Genomic DNA, 15367 nt, shown 5'->3' with positions numbered 1-15367 from the left:
GCCCGCTCAGTCGCCGTCGCTGACGGCGGGAATGATGGCATCCGCCAAAAGGGCGTGGAGATCCTCGATATGCCGGTCGCGCGCCGGGCGCGGCTCGGCGTCGGAGGTCATGACCACGGTGAGGTTCAGGTCAGGCACCACATAGACCATCTGACCGCCGTAGCCCCAGGCGAAATGAACCTGATGGCCCCGCGCCTGCATGCTGTACCAGCCGTAGCCATAGCCGTGGCCGCTCCAGGGCGAGGTGGTCCGCACCTCCCAGGATGTCTCCACCCAGCCATTGGGCAGCAGGGGCAGGCCGCGAACGATGCCGCCGTTGCGATAGAGCTCACCGAAGGCGAGCAGGGACCGCGCGGAGAGCTCCATGTCATTGCCGCCGCGGTAGATGCCCTGCCGGTCGCGCGGCCAGCGCGGGATGGTGATGTCCAGCGGTTCCCCGAGCCACTCCTTGGCAAGCTCCAGCAGCGGCCGGCCCGAGGCCTTGGTCAGCATGGCGGCGAGGAGATGAGAAGAGCCGGTCGAATAGATCATCCGGCCGCCGGGATCATCCTCGAAAGGCCGCGCAAGGGCATCGCGGACCCAGTCACGGCTTGCGATCCAGGATCCAAAGTTCGGTCCTGAGGTCGATTGCAGCCCTGCCCGCATGGATAGAAGATCCTCCACGGTGATCTCATAAAGGCGGGGATCAGGATCTTCCGGAAATCTGTCCGCGAGTACAGTCGCGAGCTTCTGATCAAGGCCCGTCAGCACCCCGCGCTCGATGGCGATGCCCACCAGGGCCGACAGCACGGATTTCGATGCGGATTTGATGTTGACGGGGCGGTCGAGACTGGGGCCCGCGAAGCGCTCTTCCAAAAGCATCTCGCCATCACGCGCCACCATAAGAGCATTGAGGTGCGGAAGCGCCTCACCGCGCTGGCGGGTGGCGGCGAAGATGTCAGTCTCGGCAGAGCTTTCCGAGGTGAGTTCCGCGGCCCCAACCATGGCCGGCACACTGGCGGCGGCAAGGGAAGCGGCAGCAAAACCGATGCGTAGATATCGTAGGAAGATCATGAGCGGCGAACGGACGGTGAGCATGGAATCGGTCTTATGACCGCGCCGCATCACAGTCCATTCACATAGACTTTTTCGCGGCCGGCTTTAGTTTCCCACAGCCGGCTCTCAGAAAGCTCAGGCCCAGGCCCGCTCGGCAAGCTTTGCTTCGAAGCTCTCGATCTTGCCGCTCTTTTCCAGCGTCAGGCCGATGTCATCCAGGCCGTGCAGCAGGCAATGCTTGCGGAAGCTGTCGATCTCGAAATGGATCACGCCGCCGTCAGGACCGCGGATCTCCTGAGCTTCGAGGTCGACGGAGAGCGTGGCATTCGATCCGCGCTCGGCGTCATCCATCAGCTTCTCCAACTCCTCAGGGCTGACCTTGATGGGCAGAATGCCGTTCTTGAAGCAGTTGTTGTAGAAGATGTCCGCGAAAGAGGTGGAGATCACGCAGCGGATGCCGAAGTCCAGCAGCGCCCACGGGGCGTGCTCACGGCTTGAGCCGCAGCCGAAGTTATCGTCGGCCACAATGATCGTCGCGTTGCGATAAGCCGGCTTGTTCAAGACGAAGTCAGGGTTCTCGCTGCCATCCTCGTTGTAGCGCATCTCCGAAAAGAGGCCGGTGCCGAGACCGGTGCGCTTGATGGTCTTGAGGTACTGCTTCGGAATGATCATGTCGGTATCGACATTGACGATCGGCATCGGAGCGGCAACGCCGGTCAGCTTCGTGAAAGGCTGCATGTTCTTGTCCTCTTCCTGAACTTTTCTTGCGACGAAGATGCGCCGGGGTCAAGCGTCAGGTGACCGCAGCCTCGATCGCCTCCATATCGTCGTCGGACAGTCCGATATGATGGCCGATCTCATGGATCAGCACATGGGAGATGATGCCGCCAAGCATCTCTTCGTGCTCAGCCCAGTAGTCGAGGATCGGTCGCCGGTAGAGCCAGATCATATTGGGCATCTGCCCCGTCATGGAAACGGCGCCGTCCTGGGCGAGGCCGACGCCCTGAAACAGACCGAGAAGATCAAACTCGCTCTCCGCGCCGAGTTCCTTCAGAACCTCCGCTTCCGGGAAATCAGCAACTTGAACGAGGATACCCGCGCAAAGCCGGCGGAAGGCCTCCGGCAGACGAGAGAAGGCTTCATCCGCCAGTCTCTGAAACTCATCGAGTGACGGCGCTGTGGCGGCCGACCAATCAGGTGTCATGACGGCGCGCGGATATAAGTTTCGAACAGCCAGTAGAGCGCGATGCCGCCCGCGATAAAAGCCAGGCCGCGCCCGACGCGGCGGCCCCAGACTTCGGCGGGATCATCCTCATTGATTTGAGGCGGTCCACCGGCGCCTTCCGCCATATGGCTGTCGAGAGCGCCCTGACCTCGCGAGAGGTCATCGAGATCAGCGCGCGCGGCATCGGCTTTTTGATCGGATGTCTTCATATTTCACCGGATAACCGAAAGATGAGGTCCTGGCCAGTCGTTCAGCTACGGTTCATCAAGCTGACGCGCACCTGAACACCGGGCTCAGGCGGGGTTCAGGCTCAGCATCGTACAGTCTCCTCACGGTCGGACACCGACCAATGATTTTAAGGACCGACGAAGGAGACGACCCATGAAAAAGATGCTGCTCGCCCTTGCCGCCGCCGCCACCCTCGGCATCGCGACCCTTGCACCGGGTGCGGCCTCCGCGGCCTCCGCCACGCTGCAGATCAGCCCAGCCGGCGTGGAACTGATCCGCCATGACGGCCGCCACTATGGCCGCCATCACCGCCACCAGGTCCGCAAGCACCACCAGGTGCGCCGCATCTGCGACACGCACCGGGTGCGCTACTGGACCCACAGCGGCTGGAAGGTGAAGCGGGTCAAGGATTGCCGCGTGGTTCGCTGGCGCTGATACGGGGGATGATCCGCAGCTTCCCCCTATAGCTGCCGCGACAGGAACGGCCGCCACTCACCGGCGGCCGTTCTTTTTTGCCGCATGAAAAAGCCGGCTGGAGTGGTCCAGCCGGCTTTTCGCGTTTCTTCCGCCCCTGGTCAGCGGTCCCACTGACGGATGTCGACGAAGTGGCCGGCGATGGCCGCCGCAGCCGCCATGGCGGGAGAGACCAGATGGGTGCGGCCCTTGAAGCCCTGGCGGCCCTCGAAATTGCGGTTCGAGGTGGAGGCGCAGCGCTCTTCCGGCCGCAGCTTGTCCGGGTTCATGGCCAGGCACATGGAGCAGCCCGGCTCGCGCCATTCAAAGCCGGCGGCCAGGAAGATCTTGTCGAGGCCTTCGGCCTCAGCCTGCATCTTCACGACACCGGAGCCCGGCACGATCATCGCGTTGACGGCTTCATTGACCTTGCGGCCTTCCACCACCTTTGCCGCCGCACGCAGATCTTCGATGCGTCCGTTGGTGCAGGAGCCGATGAAGACGCGGTCGAGCTTGATGTCCGTGATCTTGGTACCGGCGGCGAGCCCCATATATTCCAGCGCGCGCTTCTTGGAAGCCCGCTTGTTCTCGTCCTGGATATCGTCGGGATTGGGAACGACGCCCTGCACCGAGATCACGTCTTCGGGGCTGGTGCCCCAGGAGACGATGGGCGGCAGGTTGGCGGCGTCGAGTACGACCGTACGGTCGTAATAGGCGCCCTCATCGGTGACGAGGCTCTCCCAGTAGCGCTTGGCGGCTTCAAAAGCTTCGCCCTTCGGCGCCTTGGGGCGGCCCATGATGTAGTCGAAGGTCTTCTGATCGGGCGCGACCAGGCCGGCGCGCGCACCGCCCTCGATGGTCATGTTGCAGACCGTCATGCGGCCTTCCATGGACAGCGAACGGATCGCCTCGCCGCCATATTCGATGACCGAGCCGGTGCCGCCGGCCGTGCCGATCTCACCGATGATGGCAAGGATGATGTCCTTGGCGGTGACGCCTGCGGGCGGCAGCCCGTCGACGCGCACCAGCATGTTCTTCGCCTTCTTCTGGATCAGCGTCTGGGTGGCGAGCACATGCTCCACCTCCGAGGTGCCGATGCCATGGGCGAGTGCGCCAAAGGCGCCATGAGTGGAGGTGTGGCTGTCACCGCAGACGATGGTCATGCCCGGCAGCGTGAAGCCCTGCTCGGGTCCCACGATATGGACGATACCCTGACGATCATCGAACTCATTGTAATATTCGATGCCGAAATCGCGGGCGTTCTCAGCCAGCGCCGCGATCTGCGCCGCGCTCTCCGGGTCCTCGTTGGGCTTGGAGCGATCGGTGGTGGGAACGTTGTGATCGACCACCGCCAGCGTCTTCGTCGGCGCATGAACCTTGCGGCCGGAGGTGCGCAGCCCCTCGAAGGCCTGCGGGCTCGTCACTTCATGGACGAGGTGACGGTCGATGTAGAGCAGACAGGTGCCGTCAGGCTGCGTGTCGACGACGTGATCGTCCCAGATCTTGTCGTAGAGGGTACGTGCTTTGGTCATGATGTATCTCTGAAACTGGAGGTTGGACTGGCTGAAACCCACGCTGCCGCTCGGCTCCGCGCGGGGGTGATCTCCTGTGGAGATCAGCCGCTAAGTCCTGACGCATCCGACGCGATCATCCGGCCGAAGAAGCGCGCCGGAAGGCGAGCGTGGTCGTCGAGCGAAGCGAAATCCAGCGTGGTACGCGCCCAGAGGGCCTTCGCCCCCGTGCGCTCCATCACCTGCCAATGCTCAAAAATCACCTGTCGCATGCCAAAAATATAGCAGTTCCAATCTGCGCCGACAATGAGCCTTCATCTCATTGTCATCAGTTCGCAAAAGCTGCCGTCCGGGCAATAAAAAACGCGGCTCTGAGGCCGCGTTTCAATCAGTCCCGAAGCGGCTTCACTGCGCCGCGGCTTCGGCCTTCTGACCACGGCTGCGGTCGACCTTCTCGGCGATACGCGCCGACTTACCACGACGGTCACGCAGATAGTAGAGCTTGGCGCGGCGGACCTTGCCGCGACGCAGCACCTTGATGCTGTCGATCAGCGGCGAATAGACCGGGAACACGCGCTCCACGCCTTCGCCGTAAGAGATCTTGCGCACGGTGAAGCTTTCCTGGATGCCGCCGCCGGAACGGGCGATGCACACGCCTTCATAGGCCTGAACACGGGTGCGCTCGCCTTCACGAACGCGCACGTTCACCTGCAGCGTATCGCCAGGTGCGAACTCGGGAACAGCACGCTGTTCGGAAATCTTGGCAATCTGCTCGTTTTCGAGCTCAAGGATAATGTTCATAACAGTCTCTCCGTCGCCGCGCTCCAACGAGGGGGGCGCCGATCATCCGTTTCCAGATGGTGTGAAGTCGCGGCTCTTTACGTGATCTTGTCGCCTTTGTCGATGGCTCCCATCGCTTCTGCGACATATTTTGCCCAAAGGTCGGGTCTGCGGATACGCGTCGCGGCGCGGGCCATGAGCTGCCGCCAACGGAAAATGGCCTTGTGATCGCCTGAGGTCAGGACGGCGGGAACAGATATCCCCTCCCAGTCGGCCGGCCGCGTGTACTGCGGATGCTCCAAAAGTCCGCTTTCGAAACTCTCGTCTTCGCCAGAGGCCTCCGTCCCCATGACACCCGGCAGAAGCCGCACCACCGCATCGAGGAGGAGAAGCGCCGCGGCCTCCCCGCCGGCCAGCACCACGTCACCCACGGACACTTCCTCAAGTGCGTGGGCCTCGACCGCGCGCTCGTCGATGCCCTCGAAGCGGCCGCAGAGGATCACCAGGCCAGGGCCGGCGGCCCAGCGGCGCACCAGCGCCTGCGATATCGGCCGGCCACGTGGGGTCATGACGAGTTTTGGCCGCAGGTCGCCCGTAGGTGCCGCCCCTTGCAGGGCGGCGGACAACACGTCCGGCCGCAGCACCATGCCGGGGCCGCCGCCAAACGGCGTATCGTCCACCGCGCGGTGCTTGCCTATGCCGTGATCGCGGATGTTGCGTGCCTCCAGCGACCACAAGCCTTTTCGCAGGGCATCCCCGGCGAGGGAATGGCCGAGGTGGCCGGGGAACATCTCCGGGTAAAGCGAGAGAACGCTCGCGCGGAAACTCATTGTTCCCTAGCGTCGGCTTCGCCGAAGGCGCCCTCCGTGACCACGACCTTCCCGCCGGCCAGATCCACCGTGGGAACGAAGGCCAGCGTGAACGGCAGGTAAATGGTCTTGCCGCCGGCAGAAGGCCGAACCTCCAAAAGGTCGCCGGCGCCGAAATTGGGCACAGCCACGATCTCGCCCACCGTCGAGCCGTCTTCCTTCTCCACCCTGAGGCCGATGAGATCGGCGTGCAGGAAGGTCTCGTCGTCGTCCGGCTCGGGCAGGCATTCGCGCGGCACAAAAAGCCTGGCGTTGGTCAGGGCAGCGGCCGCTTCCCGCGTGTCGATGCCGTCGAAGCGGACCACCGCCATGTCCTTCTGGACACGCAGGCTCTTCACCTTCAGCGTGCGGCCATCTTCCAACCCGAGCGGTCCATAGCGCTTCAGCGCTTCAGCATCCTCGGTAAAGGGCTTCACTCGCACTTCCCCCCGCACGCCATGGGGCGCACCGATCACAGCGACCAGAACGAGAGGTGAGGTCATGACAAGGTGTCCTTCAGCAGAAATGGCCGGGCGCAGAAGCCCGGCCATAAGCATGGTCGATCAATGCCACGCGCCGCAACTCACGGACGCGGGGCTTGCCTGATCACTCCGCGGAGGCTTCCTCGGCCGGCTCAGCGGCGGCAGCGGCATTCGCCTCTTCAGCGGCCTTCTGCTCGGCGAGGCGCTCCTGTGCCTTCTTGCCCGGCAGGGCCTTCTTGGGGTTGTTGCGATCGGGACGCTTGGCGAGACCCTTTTCATCAAGGAAACGCAGGACACGATCGGTCGGGGTCGCGCCCTTGGCCAGCCACTCCTTGGCCTTTTCCAGGTCGAGCGTCAGGCGCTCGGCGTCCTTGGGCAGGAGCGGGTTGTAGGTGCCGATCTTATCGATGAAGCGGCCATCACGCGGCGAGCGCGAGTCGGCCACGACGATGCGGTAGAACGGACGCTTCTTGGCGCCACCGCGCGACAGGCGGATCTTCAGGGACATTGCTTTCTTCCTTATGTCAGTCGGTTGTCAGATCATTTCTTGAAGGGGTTCTTCCCACCCGTGAGGCCGGGAAAATTCGGTGGCAGGCCCGGCATTCCGCCAGGCGCTCCCGGAAAATTCGGCGGCAGGCCGCCTCCGGGCAGTCCTCCGCCCAGGTTCTTCAAAGCATCCGGCGGCACAGGCGGCATGCCGCCCTTGCCGAGACCGAGCGCGGCGCCGAGACCGGCGAGCGGTCCGCGCTTGCCCTTGCCCAGCATCTTCATGACGTCGGCCATCTGGCGATGCATCTTGAGCAGCCGGTTGACCTCCTCGACCTTGGTGCCCGAGCCCGCCGCGATACGCTTTTTCCGGCTGGCCTTCAGGAGATCGGGGTTGCGCCGCTCGGAGCGGGTCATCGAGTCGATAATCGCCTTCTGGCGCTTGAGCAGGCTGTCGTCCAGGTTGGCGCCGGCCATCTGCTTCTTCATCTGCGCCATGCCGGGCATCAGGCTCATCATGCCGCTCATGCCGCCCATGCGTGACATCTGGTCGAGTTGACCGCGCAGGTCCTCCAGGTCGAACTGGCCCTTGCGCATCTTCTCGGCGGCCTGCGCCGCCTTTTCATGATCGATTTCCGCCGCGGCGCGCTCCACAAGCGCGACCACGTCGCCCATGCCGAGGATGCGGCCAGCCAGGCGCTGCGGTGAGAAATCCTCCAGCGCATCGACCTTTTCGCCGGTGCCGAGCAGCTTGATGGGCTTGCCCGTGACGGCGCGCATGGACAGCGCGGCGCCGCCGCGGCCATCACCGTCGACGCGGGTGAGGACGATGCCGGTGATGCCGAGCGCGGTATCGAAGGCTCGTGCGGTGTTGACCGCGTCCTGGCCGGTGAGCGCATCGGCCACCAGCAGCACTTCATGCGGGTTAGTGGCGCGGCGGACATCCGCGACCTCGGCCATCAGCGCTTCATCGACGGTGGTGCGGCCCGCGGTATCGAGCATGACCACGTCGTAGCCGCCGAGACGGGCGGCCTGCATGGCGCGATTGGCGATCTGCACAGCCGACTGGCCGGCGACGATCGGCAGCACCTCAACCTCGACCTGGCGGCCGAGGGTGGCGAGCTGTTCCATGGCGGCCGGACGGCGCGTGTCCAGCGAGGCCATCAGCACCTTACGCTTTTCGCGGGTCGCCAGACGGCGGGCGATCTTGGCGGTGGTGGTCGTCTTGCCGGAGCCCTGGAGACCCACCATCAGGATCGGCACCGGAGCGGCCGCGGCAAGGCTGATCGGGTCGGCCTCGCTGCCCAGCGTCTCCACCAGCGTGTCATGAACGATCTTGACGACCATCTGGCCGGGGGTGACCGACTTCACCACCTCCACGCCGACGGCGCGTTCCTTCACCTTGTCGACGAAGGTGCGCACCACTTCCAGCGCGACGTCAGCCTCGAGCAGCGCACGCCGGACCTCGCGCATGGCCTCGGAGACATCAGCCTCCGATAGCGCGCCGCGGCCGCGCAGTTTGTCGAGTATGCCGCCGAGGCGGTCCTGAAGTGTTTCGAACATCAAGGTCTCCAGCAACTCACGGACACAACGCAAAACGCGCCCGAGGGCGCATCGCGCTGTCGGGCGGTGACCCCTTCACCTCGCAGGATGAAGCGGCGGCTCCTTCACATCATGCTCATGAGAGCAGGCGGTGGATAGGCCACATGGGGTCCAAAGTCAAGAAATTGAGGCACGGCGACGCCAGGCATGCCAGACCCGCCAGCCGAGAAGCGCGATCAGAACGCCAAGATAGACACCGGCGTCGAGAAAATCATTCTTGCCGGATCTGATCCACCACAGGTGCAGAAGCGCAAGGGCTCCGATGGGATAGATCAGCCGATGCAGCCTTTGCCAGTTCATGCCGCCAAGACGGCGCACCCAGCCCTTGGTGGAAGTGACACCCAGCGGGATCAGCGCCAGAAAGGCGAGGAAACCGACGAGGATGAACGGCCGCTTGAGGATGTCATCGGCGATGGCCGGGATGCTGAACCACTGATCCCACCATACGTAGCTCATGAAATGCAGCGATGCGTAGAAGAGGGTGAAGAGGCCCGCCATGCGACGGACCTTAACAAGGCCCGCCTGCCCGGTGATGACCCTCAGCGGCGTGATCGCCAACGTGACGAGGAGCACGACCAGGGTCCAGGTCCCGGCGGATTTGATGAGGAAGGAAATGGGATCGGCGGTCAGCCCACCGGTGAAGCCAAGAACGAGCCAGCGCGCGAGCGGGAACAGCCCAAGAAGGAAGACACCGGCGCGGAAGACATTGAACGGAATGCCGAAGACCTGAGGACCACGCCGGCGCGGCAGCTCCTTGGGAGCCGGACGGCTCTCAGCCATGCTCATGGTGATGCTCAATAGTTCGTCTTCAGATCCATGCCCGCATAGAGCGAGGCGACCTCATCCGCATAGCCGTTGAAAAGCATCGTTTCGCGCTTCGGCGAAAAGAAGCCGTCTTCCCCGATGCGGCGCTCGGTGGCCTGGCTCCAGCGCGGATGCGGCACGTTGGGATTCACATTTGCATAGAAGCCGTATTCCTGCGCGGCCGATTTCACCCAGCTGGTCGGAGGCTCTTCCTCGGTGAAGCGGATGCGCACCAGCGATTTCACCGACTTGAACCCATACTTCCATGGCACCACGATGCGCAGCGGCGCGCCGTTCTGATTGGGCAGCACTTCACCATAGAGGCCAAAGGCCAGCAGCGTCAGCGGGTGCATGGCCTCATCCATGCGCAACCCCTCCACATAGGGCCAATCGAGGACCGCGCGGCGGACGCCGGGCATGGTGTCCTCCTGGACGGCGGTTTCGAAGGCGACATATTTCGCCTTGCCGGTTGGCTCCGCGCGCTTGATCAGTTCCGCCAAGGGATAGCCGATCCACGGGATGACCATGGACCAGCCCTCGACGCAGCGCAGGCGATAGATGCGCTCCTCCATACCTGCGAGCTTGAGGAGGTCTTCGATGCCAAGTGTCTGCGGCTTCTGCACCTCGCCCTCGATGGCAACCGTCCAGGGGCGTGTGCGAAAATCACCGGCATAGGCCGCGGGATCATCCTTGCCGGTGCCGAACTCATAGAAGTTGTTGTAGTTGGTGACATCCTCATAGGACGTCACCTGCTCCTTGGTGGAATAGGCCGGGTTCGGCTTTGACGGCAGGGACGGGTTCTTGCCCGGCGGTGTGATGGCTGCCCTGGCGGGCTGCACACCCGCGGCGCCAAGAGCCAAAGCCGCGCTCGCTTGGGCGATCAACGCCCGGCGGTTGAGGAAGATGCTCTTCGGCGAGATCTCAGAAGGCGTAATGCGGTTCGGCATCGATGAGTGCTCCTGCGACAGCGCGCCTCATCCTGCTCCATCAAGTCCCGGAAAGACAATCACAAACCCGCGCGTCTTGGAATTCATCTACTTTTAAACTATTGAAACAAAAGGATTTTTCTTGACCTTCGAGAAGATGAAGGCATCATTGGCGAGCGTTGGCCAAGAAGGCTGGCGTCTGCCGCACCGGCGGCAGGGCCTTGAACCCTGTCTGACGGAGTTTCGACCATGACGCATCTGACTGACCCCCGACCGACCCGCCTGTTCTTTTGCTGGCATTCCCGCCTCGGCGGACTGAGCCTTGTCCTGCTCGCCGCCACCTGGACGCTCGATACGCTGGCGCCCTCGCTCATCTGATTGCGCCCATCCTCCCCTGCGAGGCCCAGGCAGAAATAAAAAAGCCCCGGAACTCGTCCGGGGCTTTCGTATGGTGGCCTTGGCCTTATTCAGCGGCCGCCCGCACTTCCGGCGCGGCAGCCAGCACGTCCGGGCCAACATGGGCTTCGAACTTGGCGAAGTTGTCCTGGAACATCTTCACCAGTTTCGCGGCGGAGGCATCATAGGCCATCTTGTCCCGCCAGGTCTTGCGCGGGTGCAGCAGGTGCGGCTCCACGCCCGGCACCGAGTTCGGCACCTGGAAACCAAAATAGGGATCGGTGCGGAAATCGGCGTTGTTGAGCGAGCCGTTCAGCGCCGCGGCGAGCAGCGTGCGTGTCGCCTTGATGGGCATACGGCGACCTTCGCCATACTGGCCGCCGGTCCAACCGGTGGAGACGAGCCAGCAATCGACGTCGTGCTCGGCGATCAGCTTCTTCAACAGCTCGCCGTACTCGGACGGATGACGCGGCATGAACGGCGAGCCGAAGCAGGTGGAGAAGGTCGCCTGCGGCTCGGTGACGCCACGCTCGGTGCCGGCAACCTTGGCGGTGTAGCCGGAGAGGAAGTGGTACATGGCCTGCGCCGGCGTCAGCTTGGCAATGGGCGGCATGACACCGAAGGCGTCGGCGGTCAGCATCACGATGTTCTTGGGATGCGGAGCGCGGCCCGTGGCGCTGGCATTGGGGATGAAGTGCAGCGGATAGGCGCAGCGGGTGTTTTCGGTGCGCGAGCCGTCATCAAAATCGGGAACGCGGGTTTCCGGATCGAGCGTGACGTTTTCCAGCACGGTGCCGAAACGCTTGGTGGTGGCGTAGATCTCAGGCTCCGCCTCGGCCGACAGGCGAATGGTCTTGGCGTAGCAGCCGCCTTCGAAGTTGAAGATGCCGCTCTCGCTCCAGCCATGCTCGTCGTCGCCCACAAGGGTGCGCGATGCATCTGCCGAAAGCGTGGTCTTGCCCGTGCCGGAGAGGCCGAAGAAGACCGCCGTGTCACCGGCGTCACCCACATTGGCGGAGCAATGCATGGGCATGACGCCCTTTGCCGGCAGGACGTAGTTGAGAACCGAGAAGACCGACTTCTTCATTTCGCCGGCGTATTGGCTGCCGCCGATGAGAACGATGCCGCGTGCGAGGTCGAGCGCGATCACGGTTTCCGAACGGCAGCCGTGACGGGCCGGATCGGCCCGGAAACTGGGGAGGTCGACGATGGTGAGCTCGGGCTCGAACTGGGTCAGGGATGAGCGGTCCGGACGGATCAGCAGATTGCGGATGAACAGCGAGTGCCAGGCAAATTCGGTGAAGACGCGCACCTTGATGCGATGCTCGGGATCGGCGCCGCCCTGGAGATCCTGCGCGAAGAGCTCCTTACCGCGAGCATGAGCGATGAAATCCTTGCGGAGGGTTTCAAACTGCTCGGCGGTGATGCCGCCCGAGTTGTCCCACCAGATGGTGTCTTCGGTCAGTTCGTCACGGACGACGAACTTGTCCTTGGGCGAACGGCCGGTATGGCTGCCGGTGTCGGCGACCAGCGCACCACCAGCGGCCAAGCGCGCTTCGTTGCGGCGGATGCTCTCCTCGTAAAGACGCGGCTCCAGGAGATTCCAATGCACGGCTTCGAGCTGCTCAAAACCGAAGGCATCCGCACCCAGTGCGCGGTTCCATACGCCATCCTGCTTCATGGACTTTTCCCTCCGAGGCCTTCAAGGGGCCACGTGTTCAACTGCTGTCATCCTGCCGTCGGTAACGGCTGCTTAAACTTCGCGGCCTTCCTAAAGAATGCACGCACTGCCCGCAAGGCCTCTCCCTTGTCTCCGGGCAAAAATGTCTTCCAAAATCAGGCGGTGGGCGCCTCCAGCGGGAAGCTGAGGCGGGCCACGAAACCCGTGGAAGACATCGGCTCGAACGTTCCGTCAAGACTCCGGGCGAGGTTGCTTACAATAGCAAGTCCCAGCGTCTTTGTCTTTGACTTGTCGCCAGGACCGCTCCCGTTGTCGGCGACCGCCAGCTCCACCTGACCGCCATTTTGCCTGAGGCTGACGCGAATGGTGCCGGCCGGCTGATCGACAAAGGCGTGGCGGTAAACGTTGATCAGGAGCTCGGTGACGATCTGGCCGACGATCGCGGCCCTGGAGCGATGAATGGCGAGCGGCACGAGATCGAACACGATGCGATGATTTTCAGCGGGATCAAAACCTTGCTGGATGCGCTTTACCAGCATCTTGATGAAGGGATCCAGCGCCACAACATCGCCCGTGCCGCTTGTCTCCAGCTCCACGAAGATCGCGCCGAGCGTATCCACGCGCGCCTTCAGATCCTCCAGCGCACGGCGGCCTTCCTCGCCCTCCACCCTGCGGCTTTGTAGGCTGACCAGGCTGGTCAGCGACTGGATGTGATTCTTCATGCGATGGCGGAGTTCGGCGATCCTGTTGTTCTGCTCCTCGTCATCGACCGGCACGAGAAGACCGATGAAATGCGTGACCACGTCGCCGCCGTCGCGGACAGGCGAGACAAACACCTGGTTGCGGAAGGTCGAGCCGTCCTTGCGATGGTTTGTCAGCGTGATCTGAAAGGTTTTGCCGGCCTCGACGCCCTCCCGGAACTTGGCACGGTCGCGCGGGTCGGTTTCCTCGCCCTGAAGAAAACGGCAGTTGCGGCCGACGATCTCCTCGTTCTCATATCCCGTGAGGCTCCGGAAGGAACGATTGGTATAGACGAGCGGCCGATCGGGAGCCGTGGCATCGACAACCACCATGGCCGCATCCAGCCCTTCGAGCGCCTCCAGGTCGTCATCTCCACGCGACAGGGCCGCGGACGCGGAGGCGATCAGTCTGGCAGCGAAAGACGGAAAGGACATCCATAAAGCCTGATGGGAAGAGGAACCTTCGGGACCGAAGTATCGTTATTCTGCATAACTGCGACCTGGCGGGAAAGGTTCGGCAATTTTGAGGCACACGGTGCGCGATCATCAAAGAGGTGAATAATGCGGGTGCGTTGCACGGAGTGCCCCCTGCGGACCCGCCCAGCTTTCGTCCCGAAGTCCGAAGTGGAAATCGAGTACATCAACAGCCTCAAGCGCGACCACATCCGCGTTGCGGCCGGTACCGATATCATCCACCCGGGCCAGGAAGACGCCGAGGTTTACACGCTGTTCGCCGGCTGGGCGTTTCGCTATCAGGAGCTTCCGGACGGCCGCCGGCAGATCCTGAACTTCCTGCTGCCGGGTGACCTGATCGGGCTGCAATCCTCCTTGCTCGATCCCGCCGAGCATGGCGTGGAGGCTCTGACGGCCGTCGAACTCTGCGTTCATCCCCGCAATCGGCTTCTCCAGGTGTTCGGTGACATGCCGAAGCTTGCCTATGAGCTGACCTGGCTCGGCGCGCGCGAGCAAAGCATCGTCGATGACAATCTGACCACGGTGGGCCAGCGCGGCGCGGCCGAACGTGTGGCCGCCTTCATCTACACGCTTTATCGCCGCGCCGATGTGCTCGGCCTCGTCACCAAAAACAGCTTCCTGTTTCCGGTGAATCAGACGCACATCGGGGACGCATTAGGCATGTCGCTGGTCCACACCAACAAGACCATCGCCCGGCTGAAGCGGCTTGGATTCTTCAGCATTCCCAACGGCTCCATCGTGATTCACGATCCAGAAGGCCTCGCGCGCTTTGCCCAATACGAGCAGGATGATCTTGCCCCCCGCCCGATCATCTGACCGGCCGAAATGCTTCCGTGAGACCGGTCGATTGCTGCGCGAAACAGTATGGGTCTGCACTCCTGCCTTGATAATCTCGGGGGAGCGGCCACATTTCGGCCACCCGGCTTCGCTTCAAGTCCCTCGCAAATGACATGGAACCTTTGAGACATGCCAACAATCGCCTTGGTCGATGACGACCGCAACATCCTGACGTCGGTGTCGATCGCGCTTGAGGCCGAGGGATATCGTATCCAGACCTATACCGATGGCGCTTCCGCGCTCGACGGCTTCAAGGTCGATCCGCCGGATCTCGCCATTCTCGACATCAAGATGCCCCGCATGGATGGGATGGAACTCCTCCGCCGCCTCCGGCAGAAGTCGGAGATGCCGGTGATCTTCCTCACGTCGAAAGACGAGGAGATCGACGAATTGTTCGGCCTCAAGATGGGCGCCGACGACTTCATCCATAAGCCGTTCTCGCAGCGGCTCCTGGTGGAGCGCGTGAAGGCCGTGCTCCGGCGCTTCAGTCCGCGCGATACCACCCCCAAGGCCCATGACGCCGCCAAGGTGCTCGAACGCGGCGCCCTGGTGATGGACCCTGAACGGCACACCTGCACCTGGAACGGGCAGGCGGTGACGCTGACGGTGACGGAATTTCTGATCCTGCAGGCGCTGGCCCAGCGCCCCGGCGTGGTGAAAAGCCGCAACGCCCTCATGGATGCGGCCTATGACGATCAGGTCTATGTGGACGATCGCACCATCGACAGCCACATCAAGAGGCTGCGTAAAAAGTTCAAGGTGGTGGACGACGCGTTCGATATGATCGAAACACTTTATGGCGTGGGCTATCGCTTCAAAGAAGGCTGAGCGGGCTCACTGCCGGCTTTTGACTGGACAT

At 63.0% G+C, this 15367-nt stretch carries 19 protein-coding genes; 4 read left to right on the top strand and 15 right to left on the bottom strand.

The genetic code is table 11. The annotated features are described in order from the left end of the window. Nucleotides 1-6: 6 nt before the first annotated feature. The 4 genes from IEV58_RS02120 to IEV58_RS02105 all read right to left on the bottom strand — a co-directional run bounded on the left by IEV58_RS02120 (nt 7) and on the right by IEV58_RS02105 (nt 2469). Nucleotides 7-1077: a serine hydrolase domain-containing protein gene (locus IEV58_RS02120; protein ID WP_229729127.1), complete on the bottom strand. Its 1071-nt coding sequence runs from the start codon at nt 1075-1077 to the stop codon at nt 7-9. A gap of 93 nt (nt 1078-1170) precedes the next feature. Next, on the bottom strand, nt 1171-1773 hold the full coding sequence (gene leuD / locus IEV58_RS02115; RefSeq protein WP_188408046.1) for a 3-isopropylmalate dehydratase small subunit: 603 nt from the start codon (nt 1771-1773) through the stop codon (nt 1171-1173). 55 nt (nt 1774-1828) lie between these two features. Further along, complete coding sequence (locus IEV58_RS02110) at nt 1829-2239, bottom strand: metallopeptidase family protein (RefSeq protein WP_188408045.1); 411 nt, start codon at nt 2237-2239, stop codon at nt 1829-1831. Then, nucleotides 2236-2469 (bottom strand): hypothetical protein, encoded by a 234-nt coding sequence (locus IEV58_RS02105; protein ID WP_188408044.1) that lies wholly within the window; start codon nt 2467-2469, stop codon nt 2236-2238. The genes IEV58_RS02110 and IEV58_RS02105 overlap by 4 nt, the downstream gene beginning before the upstream one ends. A 172-nt stretch (nt 2470-2641) precedes the next feature. On the opposite strand from IEV58_RS02105, the gene IEV58_RS02100 reads away from it, so the two are divergent. Then, nucleotides 2642-2923 (top strand): hypothetical protein, encoded by a 282-nt coding sequence (locus IEV58_RS02100; RefSeq protein ID WP_188408043.1) that lies wholly within the window; start codon nt 2642-2644, stop codon nt 2921-2923. Nucleotides 2924-3063: 140 nt separating this feature from the next. Here IEV58_RS02100 and leuC read toward each other — a convergent pair whose 3' ends face one another. From leuC to msrP, 9 genes are all read right to left on the bottom strand, one after another. After that, nucleotides 3064-4473 carry a 3-isopropylmalate dehydratase large subunit gene (gene leuC, locus IEV58_RS02095; RefSeq protein ID WP_188408042.1) on the bottom strand — a complete coding sequence of 470 codons (1410 nt, stop codon included), beginning with the start codon at nt 4471-4473 and terminating at the stop codon, nt 3064-3066. Between the two features lie 83 nt (nt 4474-4556). Continuing rightward, nucleotides 4557-4724, bottom strand: a complete 168-nt coding sequence (locus IEV58_RS02090) for a hypothetical protein (protein ID WP_188408041.1) — start codon at nt 4722-4724, stop codon at nt 4557-4559. Between the two features lie 133 nt (nt 4725-4857). Further along, nucleotides 4858-5253, bottom strand: a complete 396-nt coding sequence (gene rplS, locus IEV58_RS02085) for a 50S ribosomal protein L19 (protein WP_188408040.1) — start codon at nt 5251-5253, stop codon at nt 4858-4860. A 77-nt stretch (nt 5254-5330) separates the two neighbouring features. Next, entirely contained in the window at nt 5331-6062 is a 732-nt protein-coding gene (gene trmD, locus IEV58_RS02080) for a tRNA (guanosine(37)-N1)-methyltransferase TrmD (protein WP_188408039.1), read from the bottom strand. Continuing rightward, the gene (rimM, locus tag IEV58_RS02075; protein WP_188408038.1) at nt 6059-6583 is read right to left on the bottom strand and encodes a ribosome maturation factor RimM; all 525 of its coding nucleotides are present in this window, start codon (nt 6581-6583) and stop codon (nt 6059-6061) included. The genes trmD and rimM overlap by 4 nt, the downstream gene beginning before the upstream one ends. Before the next feature lie 103 nt (nt 6584-6686). Continuing rightward, nucleotides 6687-7070: a 30S ribosomal protein S16 gene (gene rpsP / locus IEV58_RS02070; protein WP_188408037.1), complete on the bottom strand. Its 384-nt coding sequence runs from the start codon at nt 7068-7070 to the stop codon at nt 6687-6689. Between the two features lie 32 nt (nt 7071-7102). Further along, nucleotides 7103-8611 (bottom strand): signal recognition particle protein, encoded by a 1509-nt coding sequence (ffh, locus tag IEV58_RS02065; protein ID WP_188408036.1) that lies wholly within the window; start codon nt 8609-8611, stop codon nt 7103-7105. Nucleotides 8612-8767: 156 nt separating this feature from the next. Then, the gene (msrQ, locus tag IEV58_RS02060; RefSeq protein WP_229729126.1) at nt 8768-9436 is read right to left on the bottom strand and encodes a protein-methionine-sulfoxide reductase heme-binding subunit MsrQ; all 669 of its coding nucleotides are present in this window, start codon (nt 9434-9436) and stop codon (nt 8768-8770) included. An 8-nt stretch (nt 9437-9444) separates the two neighbouring features. After that, on the bottom strand, nt 9445-10401 hold the full coding sequence (gene msrP / locus IEV58_RS02055; RefSeq protein WP_188408035.1) for a protein-methionine-sulfoxide reductase catalytic subunit MsrP: 957 nt from the start codon (nt 10399-10401) through the stop codon (nt 9445-9447). Between the two features lie 228 nt (nt 10402-10629). Between msrP and IEV58_RS18315 the strand changes: the two genes are divergently transcribed. Beyond that, complete coding sequence (locus IEV58_RS18315; protein ID WP_268235562.1) at nt 10630-10758, top strand: hypothetical protein; 129 nt, start codon at nt 10630-10632, stop codon at nt 10756-10758. An 85-nt stretch (nt 10759-10843) separates the two neighbouring features. On the opposite strand, the gene IEV58_RS02050 is transcribed toward IEV58_RS18315, so the two are convergent. Both IEV58_RS02050 and IEV58_RS02045 read right to left on the bottom strand, forming a co-directional pair. Then, complete coding sequence (locus IEV58_RS02050; RefSeq protein ID WP_188408034.1) at nt 10844-12457, bottom strand: phosphoenolpyruvate carboxykinase; 1614 nt, start codon at nt 12455-12457, stop codon at nt 10844-10846. A gap of 155 nt (nt 12458-12612) precedes the next feature. After that, complete coding sequence (locus tag IEV58_RS02045; protein ID WP_188408033.1) at nt 12613-13632, bottom strand: PAS domain-containing protein; 1020 nt, start codon at nt 13630-13632, stop codon at nt 12613-12615. A 189-nt stretch (nt 13633-13821) separates the two neighbouring features. Here IEV58_RS02045 and IEV58_RS02040 point away from each other — a divergent pair, with 189 nt between their 5' ends. Further along, the gene (locus IEV58_RS02040) at nt 13822-14487 is read left to right on the top strand and encodes a Crp/Fnr family transcriptional regulator (protein ID WP_229729125.1); all 666 of its coding nucleotides are present in this window, start codon (nt 13822-13824) and stop codon (nt 14485-14487) included. Between the two features lie 150 nt (nt 14488-14637). Then, nucleotides 14638-15336 (top strand): response regulator transcription factor, encoded by a 699-nt coding sequence (locus IEV58_RS02035; protein ID WP_188408031.1) that lies wholly within the window; start codon nt 14638-14640, stop codon nt 15334-15336. The last annotated feature ends 31 nt before the right edge of the window (nt 15337-15367 follow it).

Origin of the sequence: Agaricicola taiwanensis (genome assembly GCF_014635245.1) — a bacterium.
GTDB classification, from domain to species: domain Bacteria; phylum Pseudomonadota; class Alphaproteobacteria; order Rhizobiales; family Methylopilaceae; genus Agaricicola; species Agaricicola taiwanensis.
This window is presented reverse-complemented; position numbering and strand designations above follow the sequence as displayed.

What these genes read in the sequence shown, in the direction of transcription:
- IEV58_RS02120 (WP_229729127.1), bottom strand. Translation starts at nt 1,077, where the DNA reads ATGCTCACCGTCCGTTCGCCGCTCATGATCTTCCTACGATATCTACGC.
- leuD (WP_188408046.1), bottom strand. Translation starts at nt 1,773, where the DNA reads ATGCAGCCTTTCACGAAGCTGACCGGCGTTGCCGCTCCGATGCCGATC.
- IEV58_RS02110 (WP_188408045.1), bottom strand. Translation starts at nt 2,239, where the DNA reads ATGACACCTGATTGGTCGGCCGCCACAGCGCCGTCACTCGATGAGTTT.
- IEV58_RS02105 (WP_188408044.1), bottom strand. Translation starts at nt 2,469, where the DNA reads ATGAAGACATCCGATCAAAAAGCCGATGCCGCGCGCGCTGATCTCGAT.
- IEV58_RS02100 (WP_188408043.1), top strand. Translation starts at nt 2,642, where the DNA reads ATGAAAAAGATGCTGCTCGCCCTTGCCGCCGCCGCCACCCTCGGCATC.
- leuC (WP_188408042.1), bottom strand. Translation starts at nt 4,473, where the DNA reads ATGACCAAAGCACGTACCCTCTACGACAAGATCTGGGACGATCACGTC.
- IEV58_RS02090 (WP_188408041.1), bottom strand. Translation starts at nt 4,724, where the DNA reads ATGCGACAGGTGATTTTTGAGCATTGGCAGGTGATGGAGCGCACGGGG.
- rplS (WP_188408040.1), bottom strand. Translation starts at nt 5,253, where the DNA reads ATGAACATTATCCTTGAGCTCGAAAACGAGCAGATTGCCAAGATTTCC.
- trmD (WP_188408039.1), bottom strand. Translation starts at nt 6,062, where the DNA reads ATGAGTTTCCGCGCGAGCGTTCTCTCGCTTTACCCGGAGATGTTCCCC.
- rimM (WP_188408038.1), bottom strand. Translation starts at nt 6,583, where the DNA reads ATGACCTCACCTCTCGTTCTGGTCGCTGTGATCGGTGCGCCCCATGGC.
- rpsP (WP_188408037.1), bottom strand. Translation starts at nt 7,070, where the DNA reads ATGTCCCTGAAGATCCGCCTGTCGCGCGGTGGCGCCAAGAAGCGTCCG.
- ffh (WP_188408036.1), bottom strand. Translation starts at nt 8,611, where the DNA reads ATGTTCGAAACACTTCAGGACCGCCTCGGCGGCATACTCGACAAACTG.
- msrQ (WP_229729126.1), bottom strand. Translation starts at nt 9,436, where the DNA reads ATGAGCATGGCTGAGAGCCGTCCGGCTCCCAAGGAGCTGCCGCGCCGG.
- msrP (WP_188408035.1), bottom strand. Translation starts at nt 10,401, where the DNA reads ATGCCGAACCGCATTACGCCTTCTGAGATCTCGCCGAAGAGCATCTTC.
- IEV58_RS18315 (WP_268235562.1), top strand. Translation starts at nt 10,630, where the DNA reads ATGACGCATCTGACTGACCCCCGACCGACCCGCCTGTTCTTTTGCTGG.
- IEV58_RS02050 (WP_188408034.1), bottom strand. Translation starts at nt 12,457, where the DNA reads ATGAAGCAGGATGGCGTATGGAACCGCGCACTGGGTGCGGATGCCTTC.
- IEV58_RS02045 (WP_188408033.1), bottom strand. Translation starts at nt 13,632, where the DNA reads ATGTCCTTTCCGTCTTTCGCTGCCAGACTGATCGCCTCCGCGTCCGCG.
- IEV58_RS02035 (WP_188408031.1), top strand. Translation starts at nt 14,638, where the DNA reads ATGCCAACAATCGCCTTGGTCGATGACGACCGCAACATCCTGACGTCG.